The 22,664-nt window shown below is 64.5% G+C and carries 10 protein-coding genes and 1 pseudogene; 8 read left to right on the plus strand and 3 right to left on the minus strand.

Going from position 1 to position 22,664, the window contains the following annotated elements:
• Positions 1-68: 68 nt before the first annotated feature.
• Positions 69-2,324, minus strand: coding sequence for an ATP-binding protein (locus KDW55_RS09975; protein WP_212160758.1), 2,256 nt, complete (start codon positions 2,322-2,324; stop codon positions 69-71).
• Between the two features lie 330 nt (positions 2,325-2,654).
• Between KDW55_RS09975 and KDW55_RS09980 the strand changes: the two genes are divergently transcribed.
• The 7 genes and pseudogenes from KDW55_RS09980 to KDW55_RS29395 all read left to right on the plus strand — a co-directional run.
• Positions 2,655-2,933 carry a hypothetical protein gene (locus KDW55_RS09980; protein ID WP_212160756.1) on the plus strand — a complete coding sequence of 93 codons (279 nt, stop codon included), beginning with the start codon at positions 2,655-2,657 and terminating at the stop codon, positions 2,931-2,933.
• Between the two features lie 95 nt (positions 2,934-3,028).
• On the plus strand, positions 3,029-4,033 hold the full coding sequence (locus tag KDW55_RS09985; protein WP_069242087.1) for an SDR family oxidoreductase: 1,005 nt from the start codon (positions 3,029-3,031) through the stop codon (positions 4,031-4,033).
• A 176-nt stretch (positions 4,034-4,209) separates the two neighbouring features.
• On the plus strand, positions 4,210-5,133 hold the full coding sequence (locus KDW55_RS09990; RefSeq protein ID WP_038570192.1) for a TauD/TfdA family dioxygenase: 924 nt from the start codon (positions 4,210-4,212) through the stop codon (positions 5,131-5,133).
• A gap of 56 nt (positions 5,134-5,189) precedes the next feature.
• Entirely contained in the window at positions 5,190-6,245 is a 1,056-nt protein-coding gene (locus KDW55_RS09995) for an ABC transporter substrate-binding protein (protein ID WP_212160755.1), read from the plus strand.
• A gap of 73 nt (positions 6,246-6,318) precedes the next feature.
• Complete coding sequence (locus KDW55_RS10000) at positions 6,319-7,314, plus strand: ABC transporter ATP-binding protein (protein ID WP_069242085.1); 996 nt, start codon at positions 6,319-6,321, stop codon at positions 7,312-7,314.
• Positions 7,311-8,198: an ABC transporter permease gene (locus KDW55_RS10005; RefSeq protein WP_038570188.1), complete on the plus strand. Its 888-nt coding sequence runs from the start codon at positions 7,311-7,313 to the stop codon at positions 8,196-8,198. The genes KDW55_RS10000 and KDW55_RS10005 overlap by 4 nt, the downstream gene beginning before the upstream one ends.
• Positions 8,199-8,264: 66 nt before the next feature.
• Positions 8,265-8,478 (plus strand): annotated as a pseudogene (locus tag KDW55_RS29395) (hypothetical protein); the annotation flags it as partial.
• A gap of 452 nt (positions 8,479-8,930) precedes the next feature.
• Here the strand turns inward: KDW55_RS29395 and KDW55_RS10010 are convergent.
• Positions 8,931-9,920 (minus strand): patatin-like phospholipase family protein, encoded by a 990-nt coding sequence (locus KDW55_RS10010; RefSeq protein WP_212160754.1) that lies wholly within the window; start codon positions 9,918-9,920, stop codon positions 8,931-8,933.
• 139 nt (positions 9,921-10,059) lie between these two features.
• Complete coding sequence (locus KDW55_RS10015) at positions 10,060-10,500, minus strand: hypothetical protein (RefSeq protein ID WP_059545812.1); 441 nt, start codon at positions 10,498-10,500, stop codon at positions 10,060-10,062.
• Positions 10,501-12,682: 2,182 nt separating this feature from the next.
• On the opposite strand from KDW55_RS10015, the gene KDW55_RS10020 reads away from it, so the two are divergent.
• Complete coding sequence (locus tag KDW55_RS10020; protein ID WP_349252596.1) at positions 12,683-22,525, plus strand: YadA-like family protein; 9,843 nt, start codon at positions 12,683-12,685, stop codon at positions 22,523-22,525.
• The last annotated feature ends 139 nt before the right edge of the window (positions 22,526-22,664 follow it).

Genomic DNA, 22,664 nt, shown 5'->3' on the forward strand with positions numbered 1-22,664 from the left:
CTCCTCGGTGTCGAAAAGGCGCCGGCACGCGGCCGGCATAACGCGTTCGAGCATGCTGCGTGCCGCGCTCAGCGCCCGGCCTCCGCGCCTGCGCCATCGCGCCCATCGCGCCCATCGCGTTCGTGCCCGTCGCTGCCCGGCATCAACCGGCTCATCGCGAGGTGCAGCGCGGCCGGATCGACCGGCTTCACGAAATGCTGCAGGAACCCGGTCGCGAGGCAGCGCTCGCGATCGGCGGAGCGCCCGTAACCGGTCAGCGCGAGAAACGTGCACGGCGTGACTTCGTTGATCGCTTTCAGCCGCCGCAGCAGTTCGTAACCGTCCATCACCGGCAGTCCGATATCGAGGATCGCGACGTCGGGGCGATATGCGCGATAGGCGGCCAGCGCGGTCACCGGATCGTGCACGACGGCCACGTCGTGACCGGCGTCGCGCAGCCATTGCGCGAGCGTCGACGCGGCATCCTCGTTGTCGTCGACCAGCATCACGCGGCGGCCGGTGCCCGGCGGCATCACGCCGATGCTCGGCGGCGTCGGCGGCGCGCTGCCGGTAACCGGTTTCGGCCGGTACTCGGGCAGCGCGATCGTGAACGTGCTGCCGCACCCCGGGCCCGAGCTGTCCGCGCGCACCGTGCCGCCGTGCAGATTTACGAGGCTGCGTACGAGCGCGAGGCCGATGCCGAGGCCGCCATGCGGCTGCTTCGCTTCGCCGTCGATCCGGTAGAACGGTTCAAAGATGCTGTCGAGGCGATCGGGAGGAATGCCGACGCCGTTGTCGCACACTTCGACGAGCGCCGTGCCGTCCGCGCCGCGCGTCGCGCGCACCGTGATGTCGCCCCCCGGCGTCGTGTATTTCGCGGCGTTGGTCAGCAGGTTCGCGACGGCCTGCGACAAGCGCATCGGATCGCCGTTGCAACGGGCGTCCGGATCCGTATCGACGTGCAGGCGATGGCGGCGCTGCTCGAGCAGCGGGCTTGCGACCTCGACCGCGCGGTCGACGATGTCCGCGAGCCGCACGGCTTCCTTCTTCAGCGTGATCTTGCCGCGCGTGATGCGCGATACGTCGAGCAGGTCGTCGATCAGCCGGACCATGTGATCGAGCTGCCGCTGGATGATCGCGATTTCGTTCGGAGTCGCGTGCCCGTCGTGGTTGCGAATCAACTCCAGCGCGAGCGAGATGGGCGTCAGCGGATTGCGCAGCTCGTGGCCGAGTACGGCAAGAAACTGATCCTTCGCCTGGTTCGCGTCGCGCAGCTCGCCGAGCAGCCGGTCGCGCTCGGTGTTCGCGGCGACGAGCTTCTCGCGCGCGGCGACGTGCTCGGTCACCTCGACCGCGCTGACGATCACACCGAGCCCGTCCGTGAGCGGCTGCGGATTGAAGTGCAGCCGATACACGCGCGCGTTCTCGGCGCTATCCGCGCCGTCGGGTCGCGGCCGGTCGCGGTGCTCGCCGATCGTCGTCGAGCGGCCGTGCACGCGCGCCGCTTCGAGCGCCCGCATGATCGCGGGCGTATCGCCGCCGGGCAACACCTCCGTCAGCGGCTGGCCGACGATGTCGGTGCGGCCGCACAGCGCGGAGAAGCGATGGTTTGCGAGCACGACCCGGTGCGCCGAACCCGACAGCAGCGCGATCGGCAACGGCGTATGCATGAGCACGCCGTTGCGCTGCTGTTCGGCGGCCTCGCGACGGCGGATCTCGTCCGACAGCGCGCGCGAGCGCTGCTGCGACAGCGCGAGCGTCAGGTGAAGTTCGTTTTCGTCGCTGCGCAACGACGCGGCGGGCAGGATGCGGCGATGCAGCGCACACACATGGCGGAACATCTCCGACTGCTCGGCGCTCGGAAACGCGTCGTGCGGATAGCCGCAGTACAGCGAGAAGCGGTACTGCTCGATCAACTCGTTCCACAGCGCTTCGAGCCGCAACGCGCCCGCATAGCGGTCCTGCGCGCAGAGGAGTGCCACCATTTCGCCGAACGCGTGGACGGGCCGCCCGGCGCGGACGGCCGTCTCCACGATCGTGCCGACCGACCGGTGAAAGCGCACGGGGTCGGGCAGATCGCGGTCCATGAAGCTGTCGAGCAGTTCCTGCGCGCTCGACATGAAGATGCGGCCGCGGGCTGCGTCGTCGAGCGACGCGCCGAGGCGCTCGTGCACTGCAGCAAGCCGGTCCGGCCGCGCGATCACGATCGCGCTGCCGCCCGCAGACAGCGCGTCGACCGCGAACGACGCGACTTCCGCCACGAGCTGCTCACCGGACTCGTAGAACTGCACGAAGTGATCGGCCCGCAGCGGCGCCGATTCCAGCAGGGGAGAGGCAGTTTTCATAGGCTCACGACCATACGGTGCCGCCGGCGGCCGTCGGTCGGGGCCACCGCCATATCCGGGCCGACAGCAGCAAGACGCGTGCCGCTCGCCAATCCGGGCCGATGGCCTTGCGGCGCGGGCGCGACCCGTGCATCCGCGGGGCACGCGGGCGGCGTTGCGCGGTGCAGGCTTTGTAAATTCTGCAAGCGTGGCGCCGAATGGATACGCGTGCGTCGCGCGCGACCGACGGCATGTCGGTTGCTGGGATCGAAGTTCGCCGCGGCCGTTTTCACGCGTGCCGTGCCGGCGTCGTGCTACGCAGCCAAACCGCAATACAGGGAGTGCACCACCATGACGAAAACGCGTCAACCGAAAGACACCGCAGCGCACGTCGAGCCGCGCGAATCGGCCGACTCGCCGGAGCGGCGCTGCCCGATACTAGCCGACTCGCCCACGCGCGCCGGCCACGCGCCGGGCGGCGGCGAACTCGACTCGATTCCGGATGACCAGGCGCGCAAGGTCGTGCCCGACGATCCGCGCGCGACCGAGGTGCGAGATCCGGCCGGCAAAGCCCGGCCCGACGGGCACGGTGCGCCGGATGATTCGGGCAACCGGCCGCGGCCGCTCTAGCGGCGCGGCGGGCGGGGCAGCGCGGCCCGCTCGTTCGCTTTCCCGTCCTCGCGCAACCGGGCCCCGCCCGGTTCGCGCCCACATCGGAGCCATTCATGTCATCAGACGAAATATCCGAATCCCGCCGCAAATGGATGCAGGGCACGAGTGCGAGCCTCGTCGCCGGCGTAGCGCTTCCGGCGGTTGCTCAAGGCGGTGGCGCGTCCGACGGCGGCGACACGGCCCCGCACGATCCGCGCACGTTGTATCCGCACGCGCCGTTTCCCGAGCAGCACCAGCCGTGGCCGGGGCTTGCCGGTCGCATGACGCCGCGCCCCGATCACGGCGAGCGCAGCTACCGCGGCAGCGGCCGGCTCGACGGTCGCAAGGCGCTCGTCACCGGCGGCGATTCCGGCATTGGGCGCGCGGCCGCGATCGCGTTTGCGCGGGAAGGCGCGGACGTCGCGATCGCGTATTTGCCGGACGAGGAACCCGACGCGCGCGAAGTCGTGCAATACATCCGCAGCGCGGGCCGCAAGGCCGTCCCGCTACCGGTCGACATCCGCACCGAAAGCGCATGCAACGCGCTCGTCGAGCGGGCGGTCGCGGCCCTGGGAGGACTCGACATCCTGGTGAACAACGCGGCGCGCCAGCACAGTCACGACTCGATTCTCGACATCAGCACCGAGGACTTCGACTGGACGCTACGCACCAATCTGTACGCGCTGTTCTGGATCACGCGCGCGGCAATTCCGCACATGCCGCCCGGCTCGGCGATCGTCAACACGACGTCGGTGAATGCGTACGAGCCTTCCGTGAATCTGCTCGACTACGCGATGACGAAGGCCGCGATCGCGAACTTCACGAAGGGCCTCGCGAAGCAGATGATCCGGCGAGGGATTCGCGTGAACGGCGTCGCGCCCGGCCCGTTCTGGACGCCGTTGCAGGTGAGCGGAGGTCAAACCGAGAAGAACGTCGAGACGTTCGGCCAGCAAGTGCCGATGGGGCGGCCCGGCCAGCCGGCCGAACTCGCGTGGATCTATGTCGAGCTCGCGTCGGCTCGGGCAAGTTACGTGACCGGACAGATCTACGGTGCGTCGGGAGGCGGCGGGCAGCCTTAGCGCGGCGGCGCGCGGGGCAGGGTCACGGATGGGAAGCGCGAATGGTCCGCCGGGCGAGCCTGGCGCCCGAACAGCGATCCTTATCGCTGCAGCAGATAAACGTATCGGAATCGCTTCGTTGACGCTGTCCGGCGCACGCTCGTAGATTCGCATTTTTACCGAATCAAGGCTGTACCGTGACGACTTCCGCCATCCACGCCCCCGCGTCGGCGTCCGCCGGCCCCCGGCCTGCGCCCGACGCCAGCGCTCAGCGGTTCGACATCGTTCCGTTCGACGCGCCGCTCGGCGCCGAAGTCGTGGGACTCGACCTGTCGCAACCGCTCGACGCGGCCGGTTTCGCGCGCATCCATCGCGCGCACCTCGACCATCACGTACTCGTGTTTCGCGACCAGCGCATCACGCCGGAACAACACATTGCGTTCAGCCGCCGCTTCGGCCCGTTGCAGACCCACGTGCTGCATCAATTTGCCCTGGCCGGGCATCCGGAAGTGCTGATCGTGTCGAACATTGTCGAGAACGGCAAGCCGATCGGACTCGGCGACGCCGGCCATTTCTGGCATTCCGACCTGTCGTACAAGGAAAGGCCGAGCCTCGGCTCGCTGCTGCATGCGCAGGAACTGCCGCCCGAAGGCGGCGACACCCTGTTCGCAAACATGCATCTCGCATGGGACACGCTGCCCGCGCACCTGCGCCGCGCGGTCGAAGGGCGGCGCGCCGAGCATACGTACCTCGCGCGCTATGCGGAGTTGCAGGCGCGCAGCCCGTGGCGGCCGAACCTTTCGCCCGAGCAGATCGCGCAGGTCAAGGCGGTCGTGCATCCGGTCGTACGCACGCATCCGGAAACGGGCCGCAAGGCGCTGTTCGTCAGCGAGCATTTCACGACGCGCATCGTCGATGTGCCGGAAGACGAGAGCCGCGCGCTGCTCGACGAACTGTTCGCGCATAGCGTGCGCGCCGAGCACCTGTATCGACATCAATGGCGCGATCGCGACCTCGTGTTCTGGGACAACCGCTCGCTGATGCACCTCGCGGCCGGCACGCCGGACCATCTTCGGCGCAAGCTGTATCGCACCACGGTCGAGGGCGACGCACCGTTCTGAGTGCCGCGCGGTCGTGCCGCTGCGTCATTTTTCCACTGGATACCACCGGAGTTTCGATGTCGCTTCCGCATTCGCCGGCCCTGCGCCGCATGATCGTGTCCGCGCGCCGCGCGTTAGCCGCCACGCTCGCCGTCGCGCTGGCCTGCGCCGTTGCCGGCGCGCCGCAAGCCGCGCATGCGGAAGGCCGCATCCGCATCGCGGAGCAGTTCGGCGTCGTTTATCTGATGCTGAACGTTGCACGCGACCAGCAACTGATCGAGAAGGAAGGACGCAAAGCCGGCGTCGACATCAAGGTCGACTGGGTACGGTTGTCCGGCGGCGCGGCCGTGAACGACGCGCTGCTGTCCGGTGCGGTCGATATCGCCGGCGGGGGCGTCGGCCCCCTTCTGACCGTGTGGGACCGCACGCACGGTCGGCAGAACGTGAAGGGCGTCGCGTCGCTCGGCAATTTCCCCTACTACCTCGTCAGCATCAACCCGAACGTGAAGACGATCGCCGACCTGAGCGCGAAGGACCGCATCGCGGTGCCGGCCGTCGGCGTGTCGGTGCAGTCGCGTGTGTTGCAGTACGCCGCCGCGAAACAGTGGGGCGACAGGCAGTTCGACAAGCTCGATGCGTTCACGCAGGCGATTCCGCATCCGGATGCAACGGCCGCGATTCTCGCGAACAGCAACGTGATTACCGGCCACTTCGGCAATCCGCCGTTCCAGGACCAGGAACTCGTCGGCAATCCGAATGCGCACATCGTGCTGAATTCCTATGATGTGCTCGGCGGCCCCAGCTCCGCGACGGTGTTGTATGCCTCCGAGAAATTCCGCGACGAGAACCCGAAGACCTACCGCGCGTTCGTCTCCGCGCTTGCCGAAGCCGCGCGCCAGATCACGGCCGATCCGGAGCGCGCGGCCGACACGTACGTTCGCGTGAACGGTTCGAAGATCGATCGTGCATTGCTCGTAAAAATCCTGCGCAATCCGCAGGTGCAGTTCAAGACGGCGCCGCAGAACACGCTGAAGCTCGCGCAGTTCATGTATCGCACCGGCGCGATCCGCAACGAGCCGAAGTCGTGGCGTGACTACTTCTTCGAGGATCCGGCGACGGCTGGCGGCAGCTGATCGACGCCGCCACGGGCGTTCGCGCGTCGCGATCGATGCTTATGCGCCGGCGCGGTTTCGATATGCGCAATCGTTGGTTGGGTCGCGCGCCGCGTCGCCGTATGTTGATGCTTTACCTGCAAGAGCTTCGACCTTGAACGCCACATCTCCCCGAGTCGGCTTGCCGCCGTATCCCGCGCGCGGCACGGCCATCCCGGCCGCTCATCGCGTCACCGATGCACGCGTCGCATCGGCGCCGCAAGCCGGCGCGGCCGGCACGCACAGCGAACGCCTGCTGGCGATCGATCGCGTCAGCCTCGAATACCGGACCGGCGAACGGATCGTTCGCGCCACCCACCAGGTCAGTTTCGACGTGTACGGCAGCGACCGCTTCGTGCTGCTCGGCCCGTCAGGTTGCGGCAAATCCACGTTGCTGAAGGCGATCGCCGGCTTTATCGAGCCCGTATCGGGCTCGATCGCGCTCGACGGCCGGCGGGTGCACGGCCCGGGCCCCGACCGCATCGTCGTGTTCCAGGAGTTCGACCAGTTGCCGCCGTGGAAGACGGTCGTCGAGAACGTCGCGTTCCCGCTGCGCGCGGCTGCGAAGCTGTCGCGCGCGGAAGCACGCGAGCGCGCGCTGCATTATCTCGACAAGGTCGGGCTCGCCGCATTCGCCGATGCGTATCCGCATACGCTGTCCGGCGGGATGAAGCAGCGCGTCGCGATCGCGCGCGCGCTGGCGATGCAGCCGCGCGTGCTGCTGATGGATGAACCGTTCGCCGCGCTCGACGCGCTCACGCGCCGCAAGATGCAGGAGGAGTTGCTGCGTCTATGGGACGAATTCCGCTTCACACTCCTGTTCGTCACGCACTCGATCGAGGAGGCGCTCGTGGTCGGCAACCGGATCCTGCTGCTGTCGCCGCATCCCGGTCGTGTGCGTGCGGAGCTCAACAGCCACGATCACTCGCTCGACAGCGTCGGCAGCGGCGACTTCCGCGCAACCGTCGCACGCATCCATCATCTGCTGTTCGCTACCGACGTCGCGAGCGAAACGGCGCCAGCGCCGGCCGTCCAGGTCACCTCATCATGAACGCGATCGATCCTGCCATCCCGCCGCTGCCGCCGGTGCGAGCGGAATACGTGCACACACTCGACGCGCTGCCCGAGGCCGAACGTGAAGTGCCTGCACCGCTCGCGCGCCGCGTCGTCGGTTCGAGCGTGTTTCGCCGCGCGCTCATCGCGCTGGTGCTGATCGCCGCGTGGGAGATCGTCGCGCGCATCGTCGCGAACGATCTGCTCGTGCCGACTTTCGGCGCGACGCTCGCGGCGTTCGTGCAGGGCATCGCGTCGGGCGAACTGCTGGTGAAGACGGGCATTTCGATGTCGGTGCTGTTGCGGGGCTATGCGCTCGGCGTGCTGTTCGCGTTCGCGCTGACGTCGGTCGCGGTATCGACGCGCATCGGCCGTGACGTGCTGTCGATGCTCACGTCGATGTTCAACCCGCTGCCGTCGATCGCATTGCTGCCGATCGCGCTGCTGTGGTTCGGCCTCGGCGCCGGCAGCCTGCTGTTCGTGCTCGTGCACGCGGTGCTGTGGCCGCTCGCGCTCAGCATGTATACGGGTTTCGCCGGCGTACCGGCGACGCTGCAGATGGCCGGGCGGAACTATGGCCTCACCGGGCTGCGGCAAATCGCGCTGATTCTCGTGCCGGCCGCGCTGCCGTCGATCCTGTCCGGGCTGCGCGTCGGCTGGGCGTTCGCATGGCGCACGCTGATCGCGGCGGAACTCGTGTTCGGCGCGAGCGCGGGGCAGGGCGGGCTCGGCTGGTACATCTTCCAGAACCGCAACGAGTTGTATACCGATCGCGTGTTTGCAGGTCTCGCGGCGGTCATCGTGATCGGACTGCTGGTCGAGCACGTCGTGTTCGATACGCTCGAGCGCGTGACGGTGCGCCGCTGGGGAATCCAGCACTGACATGCATCGATGCGGGTTGGCACGCACGCGCATTCCCGGCGTGCGCGCGACAGTGCCCGGCTGCGCGCCGGTATCTGCCAGACCTATGACTTCATCGTTCAGGGGCGGCTCAGCGCCGGACATCTCGTCAAAGTGCCGCCCCTCCGTGGGCCGCACACGTCCGTTTTCCGTCGTGTATGCGCCGCATCGCCGCCTGTCGGCCGCGTCCCGCACGTTGATCGACATGCGGGTCACATCGGCGGCCCGGGCTTGCACCGACTCCAAGACGGGCGGACCGTGATCGAACGTCCGGCGTCGCCTGCACCTGAGTGCGTCGCCGAGGGGCGCGCCCGGTCGGGCTTGCGCGCCGGCGTCGATGCGCTCCAGTCGTCGGCTGAATCGACCGGAACAGGCCCGCCATCCGCGGCGGCGGGATCATGGGCGATGCCGGCACAAGCAGGTCGCGGGCTGGCGGCACGTGCCGCGCAGTGGAGGGAAGCGCTTCCGTCGGTTCCACAATCGGGATGGCGACACCGGCATCGAACACGCGCGCCGTGCGCCCGAATACGGGCGCGGGGAGCGCGTGCGCGCGAGGATGAAACGAGTCACGCACATGCATCGGTCATCGAAGGACGCTGCCGTGCAATGATTTCCTTCTGTCCCAGCGCGGCATGCCGACGATCGCGTAGTGTCCGCCCGCCTGTCTGCAAGCGAGCGGAAGCATCGCGATGAACCCGTGCAATCGGTGCGCAATCAGCGCCAGAATTGCGCGACCCACTGGCAAACACGTTCCCACTCGGCAGTTCTCATATACGCCTGGGTTTCCTTCTCCAGTATCGGAGTTTTTTCCCAGTCGTCGAGGCCGACGGGTTGACCGAGGACGAAATTCCCGCGCTGGTAGTTCTTGTTCAGTATCTGCCCGACTTGTTGTGCGGCGATCGTCGCCGTCGTATCCATCGTTAGCCCGAGCAGGGCCGCTGCCGGTACGCTTCCGCTTTCGAACGGCAACAGCCATTTCGAGACGCCCCAGGTCAACGGGTTGCCGATCGCGTTCGGAGGAATGCCTGCGGGGCTGGTTCCGGTGCCGAGCGACAGCAGGCGCACATCATCCAGCGTGCCTGCGCGACCGGTGCCCAGCGCCTCGGCAATGGCGGACACGGACGGATTGTTCGCGAACACGCCGCCATCGGCGAAATAGCCGAGCCCGGCGATTTCGTACGGCGGAAAATAAGTCGGTGCAGCCGACGTGGCGAGTGCAGCATCGAACAGGCTCACATTGCGATAGGCGTTGCCGTTTCCGTTCGAGAAGGTGCACGGAGCCCAGCTCTTGGTTGGCGGATCCCACAGGCGCGCAGAATTGATCGCGACGAAGCGCGGCAGATCGGCCAGCTTCCCGTTGCCGACCAGCGACTTGGCAATCTCCTGCAGCCCGGTGTTGACATACTGGCACTGGAACACGCCCGGCCCAGCGAGCACCGCGTCCTGTTCGAGTGCTTGCTGCTGCGCGAGCCATGCGCCGTTTTCCCGGAAGATGACCGAACCCTTCGTCCTGTAGATATCGACGATCTCTGAAATCGATACGCCGCGCGCCAGCCCCAGGGCGATCAAGCCGCCCGTCGACGTGCCCGCGAAGCCGTCAGCGCTCGCAATGATCCGGCTGCGCCGGTCGAGATCCTGGATGAGCAGGGCGGTGATCAATCCCCGGATACCGCCGCCGTCGCAACTGAGAATCTTGAAGGCCATCGTGTTTCCCCGTTTCGATTGTGAAATGAACATGAGTGGCGCAACGCGGCGGGCAGCCCACCCGCATCACCGATGGGGCACCCGCTTGTTGCACTGCGTCGGCGCCACAAATTGAAGCCAATGGGCGACGCCCCGGTTGTTATTGCTCGTCGAACTTCACGTCGAGCACGGTGTACGCGTCCCACGCATATAGATACGCGTTGTCCTTGGAATAGAGCGACAGCTTCTGGTGATTGAAATCGGAAACCAGAATCGAGCCCTGGCGCGTCCATCCGCGCGCGCCGATCCAGTTATAGAAACCGACATAGGCATTGTTGCTGACGGACATATATCGACTGGTGCCGCGGATCCGGTAATACGTCACGCCGTTATAGGGGTATTGTTCGAGCATCAACGCTTTCGCGGCGGAATCGACGAGAACGGCCCATTCGCCGCTGTTTTGGCCGAGCCAGCCCAATTGCACGCCGTCGTGATAGAGCGCCATTTTGAACGTATCGACCACATTGGCAGAAACAGGGACAGTATTGGCGAATTCGGCAAAGGTCCCGTGCGGCTTATTTTCGATCGGATTGAGATTCATTTTTCTCACCTTGAAGAGATTGGATGCTTCCCCGTGCCTTCGAGAACAGCCTCATGCGTTTTCGGACGCATGGCGCGCCGGCATCGTCAAAGGCTGCGATGCCGATGAATTGCATGGTGTTCGGATCCGGTGGGCGATCGCAGATCAACCATGACGGCGCGGGGCGACGCCAAGGGGCACGCCCACGAAGGCAAGCCACGGTGCATGCATGGGATCAACGAATGCCGAATATTCGATTCCTTCTATTGGCGCAATGGTCTCGGGTGTCGCCGTTTTCTTCTCGATCGATTTGGTACCAGTGATTTATAGGAAATGAAATGACGGATGACAAGGCGTGCGAAAAATGGAAATCCATTCAAAATTAAAACAATGAGGCTCTAACTGCATGTATTTGAAACACTTGATCAAGTTCGACCAATTAAGGTTGCACATACTTCGGATGACCCCGGGCGGCGGAAGGCACGATGACACGTTTTCACTTGAACGCGGACCGGCATGACCGGATTGCGGGCAGCGTACCGGCCGCTTGCTCTTGAGGGTAATCGTCGTTTACGTACGGGATTTTGCGTGCCGCTTGAAATTTCGCGAAAAATCATGGATTCGGTTGGCTGCGATCTCGGGAAACTGCGCGCGCCTTCGAGATGCAACATCTGGCCGTTCAGCCCGCTGCGCTGCGATATGCCGGACGGGAAGCGGTGATGGAGGCGCTGGTTGCAGAAGACATTTTCCCGCGACGATGCGTCCCTGTTCGAAGAGCCGGTGCGCCACATCCTGGCCCAGACCGGTATTGGAGCCGATTGCGCTCTTCTGCTTCGCCGACGAACGTCCGTCGACGACGAGAGCGATACGCTGCTCATTTCATTCAGCCCATGTCATGAACGCGTGCGTCGTTGCCAGAGCCAATCCGCCGGTATGGAGCGCGCCCGAAGCGGGTCAACCGTCTCGGCGGGATGCGATCGTGCACGCGATTCGCGGCGGAGCGTCACGTTGGTCGAGTAACCGTGGACGAGAGACATGCGCGGCAACTTCCCGGACCGATCGGCGGTCGGACACACCCGGTCGGGTCGCGCGGCCCCACAGAATCGCCACAGTGCGATGAAGTCGCTGATGCGGCCGGACCAATCGACGCGGTCTGCCCCCTGCACAGTCACATCGAGCTGCAGCGCGCCGGCATGCCCGCGCTGTTGCGGGACGTGGCGAGCGTCGGCCTTGCCTCTGCGGCGACCCCGGTTGCGGATTTGGCTGCATTCGACTTGTCGATCGACGCGCGGGACATGTGGATTGGTCGGCGGGGCGCCCCATGCCGAGGATTCCGGTTTCGCGGGGGGGCACAGACGCATAGTCAGCGGACGCTTCGACGTACGGCGTGCGCGATACATCGTGACGCGCACCGCAACTCCGATCATTGGCGCTCGTATCAACGGGGCGGCACTACGCGTCGCGCAGCTGCCGAGCTGCGCCCACTCGGACCTTCCGCCAACATTTCCCAAGCTTCCTGCTCCTGTTTACGGCTCGATGCGCTCGACAGCCAAGTTGTCTGGGTGCTCCCTCGTTGGTTGAAGAGACTTTAAATAAAAGGATCTTCCATGAGTGATCTGGGTGGAAAATGTTTAAAGAGATTTAACTTTTCAATGCTACCCCACTCGAGAAAATCGCTTTATTGAGTTAAATTATCTCCAAAATAAATAAGACGAGTACTAGCCGCCTAAATAATGCAAATGGTAATCGTCCTATTTCATCACCCGATTTCGCACTCATATAATTCTAAATTATTTTTTCAGCACGATACCGTGCGGATTTAAATAGATTTCGTGTGCGTGAATAAGACGTTGTGACTCGCATGCCTGTCGCCTGCGCGAATTCGCGCATCCGACGATGCGTCGCCTCCTCTTTGCCGCTGCATCGAGCTATCCCGGCAATCGATTTGCCAGTCATCTTCTCAATAGGAACCGCTTACGTGAACAAGACGTATCGAGTCGTATGGAACGCATCCACCAATACCTGGTGTGCGGCATCGGAAATTGCACATGGGCGCACGAAATCGTCCTCGGGGAAAGTGCAAGTGAAGGTTGCGCTGGCGTTGATCGCGGCGTCTTCCGGCCAGGCATTTGCAACGCCTTCCGAAGAATCCTTGCAGTTCCCGACGGAAGAGACGGCAACCGCAGAGGAGGAAAAATCCGTGGTGTCGACGCCGATTGCCGGCGTCGGTACGCGCAGCGTAGCGGCTGACAATAAAGCCTATATCAAGATCGATGCAATTGGCGACGGGACGGACGCCGCATCGGCGCTCGGCGAGAAATCGATCGCGATCGGCAGTAATGCGAGCGCACGCCCTTCGTCGACGGGGCTTGGCGGTGCAGTCGCGGTAGGCGGTAACGCGGCCGCGACGGCCAACAACGTCGCCGTCGGTGCCAGCGCATCCGCCAACGGCGAACAAGGCGCGATCGCGGTGGGCGCGCTTGCCAACGCGAGCGGCAAGTCGTCGATCGCGGTCGGCAATGAGGCGAAGGCGGCCGGTTGGGGCGCATACGCGATGGGCCGCAAGGCGCAGGCAACCGCGGAATCCTCGCTTGCGTTGGGGGATTCGACCGTCGCTTCGGCGGTTGGCGCAATCGCGCATGGCTTGCAGGCGAGCGCAACGGCAGAGAACGCGGTAGCACTCGGCATGAGCGCGAGCGCGCTTGGCGCGGACAGCGTTGCCTTGGGTTCGTATTCGGAAAGCGACCGCGATCAGACGGTGTCGGTGGGTACCGTCGGTTTCGAGCGTCAAATCGTCAACGTCGGTCGGGGCACCCTCGATACTGATGCGGCGAACATAAGCCAGCTCAAGGGCGTGACGGATGCGCTGGGCGGCGGTGCCGGGATCGGCACGGACGGCAGCGTCAAGGCGCCGGTGTACACGGTTGACGGCAAGCAATACGCGAACGTGGGCGACGCGCTGGCGGCCGCGGCGGCCAGCGGTGGCGGCGCGGGCGGGAACGCGGTGGTGTACGACGGCGAGACGAAGGACAAAGTGACGCTGGCCGGCGGCAAGACGGGCACGACGCTGTCGAACGTGAAGGCCGGCACGCTGGATACGGACGCGGTGAACGTGTCTCAACTGAAGTCGTCGGGGCTGGTCGGCGAAGACGGCAAATCGTTGTCGGCCGTGGTGTACGACGGCGCGACGAAAGACAAGGTCACGCTGGCCGGCGGCACGACGGGCACGACGATCACGAACGTGAAGGCGGCAACGTTGACGTCGACGAGCAAGGACGCGGTGAACGGTGCGCAGCTGTTCGCGACAAACGCGAGCCTGGGCGCGCTGGAAGAATCGCTGAAGGGCGGTGGCGTGATCGACGAGACGACCGGTGAGTCGCTGGCGGTGGCGTACGACGGCACGACGAAGGCGAAGGTGACGCTGGCTGGCGGCAAGACTGGCACGACGATCACGAATGTGAAGGCAGGCACGCTCACGTCGACGAGCAAGGACGCGGTAAATGGTGCGCAACTGTTCGCGACGAACGAGAGCCTGGGTGCGCTGGAAGAATCGCTGAAGAGCGGTGGCGCGATCGACGAGACGACCGGTGAGTCGCTGGCGGTGGTCTACGACGGCACGACGAAGGCGAAGGTGACGCTGGCCGGTGGCAAAACGGGCACGACGCTGTCGAACGTGAAGGCGGGCACGCTGGACATGGACGCGGTTAACGTGTCTCAACTGAAATCGTCCGGGCTGATCGGCGAAGACGGCAAGTCGCTGTCGGTAGTGGTGTACGACGGCGCGACGAAAGACAAGGTCACGCTGGCCGGCGGAACGACGGGCACGACGATCACGAACGTGAAGGCGGGTGCGCTGACGTCGACGAGCAAGGATGCGGTGAACGGTGCGCAGCTGTTCGCAACGAACGAGAGCCTGGGCGCGCTGGAAGAATCGCTGAAGAGCGGTGGCGCGATCGACGGGACGACCGGTGAGTCGCTCGCGGTGGTGTACGACGGCACGACGAAGGCGAAGGTGACGCTGGCCGGTGGCAAGACGGGTACGACGCTGTCGAACGTGAAGGCGGGCACGCTGGACATGGACGCGGTCAACGTGTCTCAACTGAAGTCGTCGGGTCTGATTGGCGAAGACGGCAAGTCGTTGTCGGCCGTGGCGTACGACAAGAAGGACGACGGCAGCACGAACTTTGCATCGGTGACGCTTGGTGGAGTCGGCGCAAAGGTACCGACTGCGCTGCACAACGTCGCCAAGGGTGTTGCGACGACGGATGCGGTGAACGTGAGCCAGCTCAAGGGCGTGACGGACGCGCTGGGCGGCGGTGCGGGAATCGGCGAAGACGGGAGCGTGACGAAGCCGTCCTACAAGGTCGGCGACAAGACCTATAACGACGTCGGCGCGGCTCTCCAGGCGGCGAATGCGGGCGGCAATGCAGGCAACGCCGTCCAGTACGACTCCGACACGAAAAAGACGGTCACGCTGGGCGGAACGGCCTCGACCTCGCCTGTCTTGCTGAAGAACCTCGCGCAGGGTGTCGCCGACACGGACGCGGTGAACGTACAGCAATTGTCGAAGGGACTGAACGACATCAAGGACGAGATTTCAAGCGGCTTGTCGGACGGCACGTTGCCCATGAAGTACATCCAGGTAAAGGCGTCCGGCATGAAGGCGAACGCGCTTGGTGCGAACAGTGTCGCGATTGGCGGGAATGCGAACGCGACGGTCGACAATGCGGTGGCGATCGGGTCGGGCGCGCGCGCACGCGCTTTCAATTCTGTCGCCCTGGGCATCAATTCCGTGGCTGATCAGGAGAACACCGTTTCGATCGGCGATACCGGATCGATAACGCGCCGAATCGTCAACGTCAGCGACGGGATCGACGAGAACGACGCGGTCAATATGAAGCAATTGGCCGATGCGATCGGCGCACTCGACACCAAGACGCAGCGTTCGGTCGGCAAGCGGATGATGCAGCGGAACGTGGAATCCACGCCGGGCAGCTTCGTTGCAGTCGATGGCATTGGGAAGGACGGCGATTATCCGAGCGTTGCATCGCTCAATGGAGCCACTTCCGGAACTGCGATGGCAGCCGGTGTTTCGTCGGTGGCAGCTGGGAGAGACGCGCTCGCAGTGGGTGTGCAAGCGGTCGCCGGATCCGATAACTCCGTCGCGTTGGGTAGCGGTGCTCAGACGGGAGCCGATCAACCGTATGCGGTTGCAGTCGGATCGGGTGTAACGACCAATGGAGCAGAGACGGTTGCGGTCGGCTCGAACGCGAAGGCAAACGCGAATAGGGCCGTGGCGCTCGGCAACAATCGGGTATGGGCGCTCGGTCAAAGCTCGGTTGCGATTGGCGACGGGGCGAAGGCACAGGCTGGGGCTGTGAACGGTATCGCCGTGGGTACGGGCGCGTCGGTTGCAGTGAACATCGTGGATGCGATGGCGCTCGGTGCTGGGGCGAGTGCGACGGCGGCGGGTGGCGTGGCCCTGGGTTCGGGCGCTGTCGCGAACCGCGGTAATGCGTTGTCTGTGGGCTCGGGTACGGTTCAGCGTCAGATCATCAACGTGGCAAAGGGTACGGCGTCGACGGACGCAGTGAACGTGAGCCAGCTCAAGGGCGTGACGGACGCGCTGGGCGGTGGTGCAGCAATTGGCACGGACGGCAGCGTAAAGGCGCCGGTGTACACGGTTGACGGCAAGGAGTACGCAAACGTGGGCGATGCGCTGGAAGCTGCTGCGGCAAGCGGTGGCGGCACGAGCGAGAACGCGGTGGTGTATGACGGCGCGACGAAGGACAAGGTAACGCTGGCGGGCAAGACTGGCACGACGCTGTCGAACGTGAAGGCAGGCACGCTGGATACGGATGCGGTCAACGTGTCGCAACTGAAGTCATCGGGCCTCATCGGTGAAGACGGCAAGTCGTTGTCGGCCGTGGTGTACGACGGCGCGACGAAAGACAAGGTGACGCTGGCCGGCGGCAAGACGGGCACGACACTCTCGAACGTGAAGGCGGGCACGCTGGACATGGACGCGGTGAACGTGTCGCAACTGAAGTCGTCTGGTCTGATCGGTGAAGACGGCAAGTCGTTGTCGGCGGTGGTGTACGACAAGAAGGACGACGGCAGCACGAACTTTGCATCGGTGACGCTCGGCGGAGCCGGCGCAAAGGTACCGACTGTGCTGCACAACGTCGCCAAGGGTGTTGCGACGACGGATGCGGTGAACGTGAGCCAGCTCAAGGGCGTGACGGACGCGCTGGGCGGCGGTGCAGGAATTGGCGCGGACGGCGGCGTGAAGGCCCCGGTGTATACGGTCGACGGCAAGGAGTACGCAAACGTGGGCGATGCGCTGGAAGCTGCTGCGGCGAGCGGTGGCGGCACGAGCGAGAACGCGGTGGTGTACGACGGCGCGACGAAGGACAAGGTGACGCTGGCCGGTGGCAAGACGGGCACGACGTTGTCGAACGTGAAGGCAGGCACGCTGGATACGGACGCGGTCAATGTGTCGCAACTGAAGTCGTCGGGCCTCATCGGTGAAGATGGCAAGTCGTTGTCGGCGGTGGTGTACGACGGCGCGACGAAGGACAAGGTGACACTGGCTGGCGGCACGACGGGCACGACGATCACGAACGTGAAGGCGGGCGCGCTGACGTCGACGAGCAAGGATGCGGTGAACGGTGCGCAGCTGTTTGCGACGAACGAGAGCCTGGGCGCGCTGGAAGAATCGCTGAAGGATGGCGGTGTAATCGACGGTACGACCGGTGAGTCGCTGGCGGTCGTGTATGACGGCGCGACGAAGGACAAGGTGACGCTGGCCGGCGGTAAGACGGGCACGACACTGTCGAACGTGAAGGCAGGCACGCTGGATATGGACGCGGTGAACGTGTCGCAGCTGAAGTCGTCGGGTCTGATCGGTGAAGACGGCAAGTCGTTGTCGGCGGTGGTGTACGACAAGAAGGACGACGGCAGCACGAACTTTGCATCGGTGACGCTTGGCGGAGCCGGCGCAAAGGTACCGACTGCGCTGCACAACGTCGCCAAGGGTGTTGCGACGACGGATGCGGTGAACGTGAGCCAGCTCAAGGGCGTGACGGACGCGCTGGGCGGCGGTGCAGCAATTGGCACCGACGGCAGCGTGAAGGCCCCGGTGTACACGGTTGACGGCAAGGAGTACGCAAATGTGGGCGATGCGCTGGAAGCTGCTGCGGCAAGCGGTGGCGGCACGAGCGAGAACGCGGTTGTGTACGACGGCACGACGAAAGACAAGGTGACGCTGGCGGGCAAGACGGGCACGACGCTGTCGAACGTGAAGGCAGGCACGCTGGATACGGATGCGGTCAACGTGTCGCAACTGAAGTCGTCGGGCCTCATCGGTGAAGACGGCAAGTCGTTGTCGGCGGTGGTGTACGACGGCGCGACGAAGGACAAGGTCACGCTGGCCGGCGGCACGACGGGCACGACGATCACGAACGTGAAGGCCGGCGCGCTGACGTCGACGAGCAAGGATGCGGTGAACGGTGCGCAGCTGTTTGCGACGAACGAGAGCCTGGGCGCGCTGGAAGAATCGCTGAAGGATGGCGGTGTAATCGACGGTACGACCGGTGAGTCGCTGGCGGTCGTGTACGACGGCACGACGAAGGACAAGGTGACGCTGGCCGGCGGCAAGACGGGCACGACACTGTCGAACGTGAAGGCGGGCACGCTGGATATGGACGCGGTGAACGTGTCGCAACTGAAGTCTTCAGGGCTGATTGGTGAAGATGGCAAGTCGTTGTCGGCGGTGGTGTACGACAAGAAGGACGACGGCAGCACGAACTTTGCATCGGTGACGCTTGGCGGAGCCGGCGCAAAGGTACCGACTGTGCTGCACAACGTCGCCAAGGGTGTTGCGACGACGGATGCGGTGAACGTGAGCCAGCTCAAGGGCGTGACGGATGCGCTGGGCGGCGGTGCAGCAATTGGCACCGACGGCAGCGTGAAGGCGCCGGTGTACACGGTCGACGGCAAGGAGTACGCAAACGTGGGCGATGCGCTGGAAGCGGCTGCGGCAAGCGGTGGCGGCACGAGCGAGAATGCGGTGGTGTACGACGGCACGACGAAAGACAAGGTGACGCTGGCCGGTGGCAAGACGGGCACGACGATCACAAACGTGAAGGCGGGCGCGCTGTCGTCGACGAGCAATGACGCGGTAAATGGTGCGCAACTGTTTGCAACGAACGAGAGCCTGGGCGCGCTGGAGGAATCGCTGAAGGATGGCGGTGTAATCGACGGTACGACCGGTGAGTCGCTGGCGGTTGTGTACGACGGCACGACGAAGGACAAGGTGACGCTGGCCGGCGGCAAGACCGGCACGACACTGTCGAACGTGAAGGCAGGCACGCTGGATATGGACGCGGTGAACGTGTCGCAGCTGAAGTCATCGGGCCTGATCGGCGAAGACGGCAAGTCGTTGTCGGCGGTGGTGTACGACGGCACGACGAAAGACAAGATCACGCTGGCCGGCGGAACGACGGGCACGACGATCACGAACGTGAAGGCAGGCACGCTGTCGTCGACGAGCAAGGATGCGGTGAACGGTGCGCAGCTGTTTGCGACGAACGAGAGCCTGGGCGCGCTGGAGGAATCGCTGAAGGATGGCGGTGTAATCGACGGTACGACCGGTGAGTCGCTGGCGGTCGTGTATGACGGCACGACGAAGGACAAGGTCACGCTGGCCGGCGGCAAGACCGGCACGACACTGTCGAACGTGAAGGCAGGCACGCTGGATATGGACGCGGTGAACGTGTCGCAACTGAAATCGTCCGGGCTGATCGGCGAAGACGGCAAGTCGTTGTCGGCCGTGGTGTACGACAAGAAGGACGACGGCAGCACGAACTTTGCATCGGTGACGCTCGGCGGAGCCGGCGCAAAGGTACCGACTGTGCTGCACAACGTCGCCAAGGGTGTTGCGACGACGGATGCGGTGAACGTGAGCCAGCTCAAGGGCGTGACGGACGCGCTGGGCGGCGGAGCCGGAATTGGCGCGGACGGCAGCGTGAAGGCCCCGGTGTACACGGTTGACGGCAAGGAGTACGCAAACGTGGGCGATGCGCTGGAAGCTGCTGCGGCGAGCGGTGGCGGCACGAGCGAGAACGCGGTTGTGTACGACGGCACGACGAAAGACAAGGTGACTCTGGCCGGTGGCAAGACGGGCACGACCATCACGAACGTGAAGGCGGGCGCGCTGTCGTCGACGAGCAATGACGCGGTAAATGGTGCGCAACTGTTTGCAACGAACGAGAGCCTGGGCGCGCTGGAGGAATCGTTGAAGGATGGCGGTGTAATCGACGGTACGACCGGTGAGTCGCTGGCGGTTGTGTACGACGGCGCGACGAAGGACAAGGTGACGCTGTCCGGCGGCAAGACCGGCACGACACTGTCGAATGTGAAGGCAGGCACGCTCGATATGGACGCGGTGAACGTGTCGCAGCTGAAGTCATCGGGCCTGATCGGCGAAGACGGCAAGTCGTTGTCGGCGGTGGTGTACGACGGCACGACGAAAGACAAGGTCACGCTGGCCGGCGGCAAGACCGGCACGACACTGTCGAACGTGAAGGCAGGCACGCTGGATATGGACGCGGTGAACGTGTCGCAGCTGAAGTCGTCGGGTCTGATCGGCGAAGACGGCAAGTCGTTGTCGGCGGTGGTGTACGACGGCGCGACGAAAGACAAGGTGACACTGGCCGGCGGCACGACGGGCACGACGATCACGAACGTGAAGGCTGGGACGCTGTCGTCGACGAGCAAGGATGCGGTGAACGGTGCGCAGCTGTTCGCGACGAACGAGAGCCTGGGCGCGCTGGAAGAATCGCTGAAGGATGGCGGTGTAATCGACGGTACGACCGGTGAGTCGCTGGCGGTCGTGTATGACGGAACGACGAAAGACAAGGTGACGCTGGCCGGCGGCAAGACGGGCACGACACTGTCGAATGTGAAGGCAGGCACGCTGGACATGGACGCGGTGAACGTGTCGCAACTGAAGTCATCGGGCCTGATCGGCGAAGACGGCAAGTCGTTGTCGGCGGTGGTGTACGACAAGAAGGACGACGGCAGCACGAACTTTGCATCGGTGACGCTTGGCGGAGCCGGCGCAAAGGTACCGACTGTGCTGCACAACGTCGCCAAGGGTGTCGCATCGACGGACGCGGTGAACGTGAGCCAGCTCAAGGGCGTGACGGACGCGCTGGGCGGCGGAGCCGGAATTGGCACCGACGGCGGCGTGAAGGCCCCGGTGTACACGGTTGACGGCAAGGAGTACGCAAACGTGGGCGATGCGCTGGAAGCTGCTGCGGCAAGCGGTGGCGGCACGAGCGAGAACGCGGTGGTGTACGACGGCGCGACGAAAGACAAGGTAACGCTGGCCGGTAAAACTGGCACGTTGATCAACAACGTGGCTAACGGCTCGCTCACAGCGGACAGCTCGGACGCAGTCAATGGTGCACAGCTGAACGCCGTAGCGAAGAGCGTTTCGGAACATTTCGGAGCAGGTGCCGCGCTCGATACCGCCACCGGGAAAATAACGGCGCCGTCGTACACGCTGGCCGGTGCCAATGGTGGAACCGAGACCTATCACAACGTCGGCGACGCGCTCGAGAATCTTGACGGCCGTACATCGGAGAACACGAACCAGATCGACTCGTTGCAACGGAGCCTGGCAAATGCCGTTCAATATGACGACGAGACTCGTGCGGAAGTGACGTTCGGCGGCAAGGGCGCAGCGGCGCCGGTGACGCTGAAGAATGTGGCTGACGGCGCTGACGACACCGATGCGGTCAACGTACGACAGCTCAAGTCCGCGGGTTTGATCGGCGGTGACGGCACGCTGCTGGCAGCGGTCACCTATGACAAGCATGACGATGGCACAACGAACTACAGCTCGGTGACGCTGGGTGGCACTGACGCCACCGCACCGGTCACACTGCACAACGTAGCGAACGGTGTGGCCTCGACCGACGCAGTGAACGTGAGTCAGTTGACCGGCGTAACGACGGCGCTCGGTGGTGGGGCGAAGCTTGATCCGCAAACGGGCGAAATCGTCGCGCCGACGTACGAAGTGGGCGGCAACACCTATCACAACGTAGGCGACGCATTCACCGACATCGACAATCGAGTGACGAATATTCAGAACAATCTGGGTGAAAGCGTCAATCTCGCCGGTGTCGTGGCGTACGACAAGCACCCGGATGGCACACCGAATTTCGGATCGCTCACGCTTGGCAACGGCGTCGTGTCGGGACCGGTGACGCTGACCAATGTCGCAGACGGAAAGAGCCAGTATGACGCCGTCAACTACGGCCAGCTGTCGGCGCTGCAAGGTCAAGTGGACGAGATCCACGACCGGGTGATCGCTGCGGAAGTGCCCGGTGGGTCCGGTGCCGCCGTAGGCAATGGTCTCATCGACGGAACGGGCGGCAAGGGCGACACTGCCGGTGATGTCGTCGCGCCGAAGCCTGGCACGGGTAACGCCAACGTCAGCGCTGGCTCGAATTCGCAGGTTGCGAACGGCGTCAACGATGGTACGGCGGTTGGAGCCCACGCGAGCGTCAAGTCGAACGGCGGCACCGCAATCGGCCAGGGGGCGACTGTCTCCGCCGGAGCAAGCAATGCAGTCGCAATCGGTCAGGGCTCGGTCGCGAATGAGGCGAACACGGTGTCCATCGGATCGGATGGCCGTACGCGCCGGCTGGTCAACGTGGCAGACGGCGTCAAGGCTACGGACGCCGTCAGCAAGGGGCAGTTTGACAGGGCAATGGGCGGTATGCAGGGGCAGATCGACGGTATGGCGAGAAACGCCTATTCCGGCGTCGCGGCAGCAACGGCACTGACGATGATTCCTGGCGTGGACCCGGGCAAGAATCTCTCGTTCGGTATCGGCGCAGCTTCATACAAGGGTTATCAGGCGGTCGCGATGGGTGGCGAAGCGCGTATTACCGAGAACCTGAAAATGAAAGCCGGCGTGAGTCTCAGTAGCGGCGGCAACGTCGTCGGCGCAGGTGCCTCCTATCAATGGTAAGCGCCGAGGCGGGCCGAAAGGCCTGCCTCCACCGCCGGTCCGGGCAGTGACATGGTCTTGCCCGGACCCAGGTTCGCTTTCTCTCTCATTGTTCACTTTAGCTATTACCCTGACGGTCAAAACAACATGAAATTTTCAT

The sequence above is a fragment of the Burkholderia sp. AU19243 genome (genome assembly GCF_018148075.1).
GTDB classification, from domain to species: Bacteria; Pseudomonadota; Gammaproteobacteria; order Burkholderiales; family Burkholderiaceae; genus Burkholderia; species Burkholderia latens_A.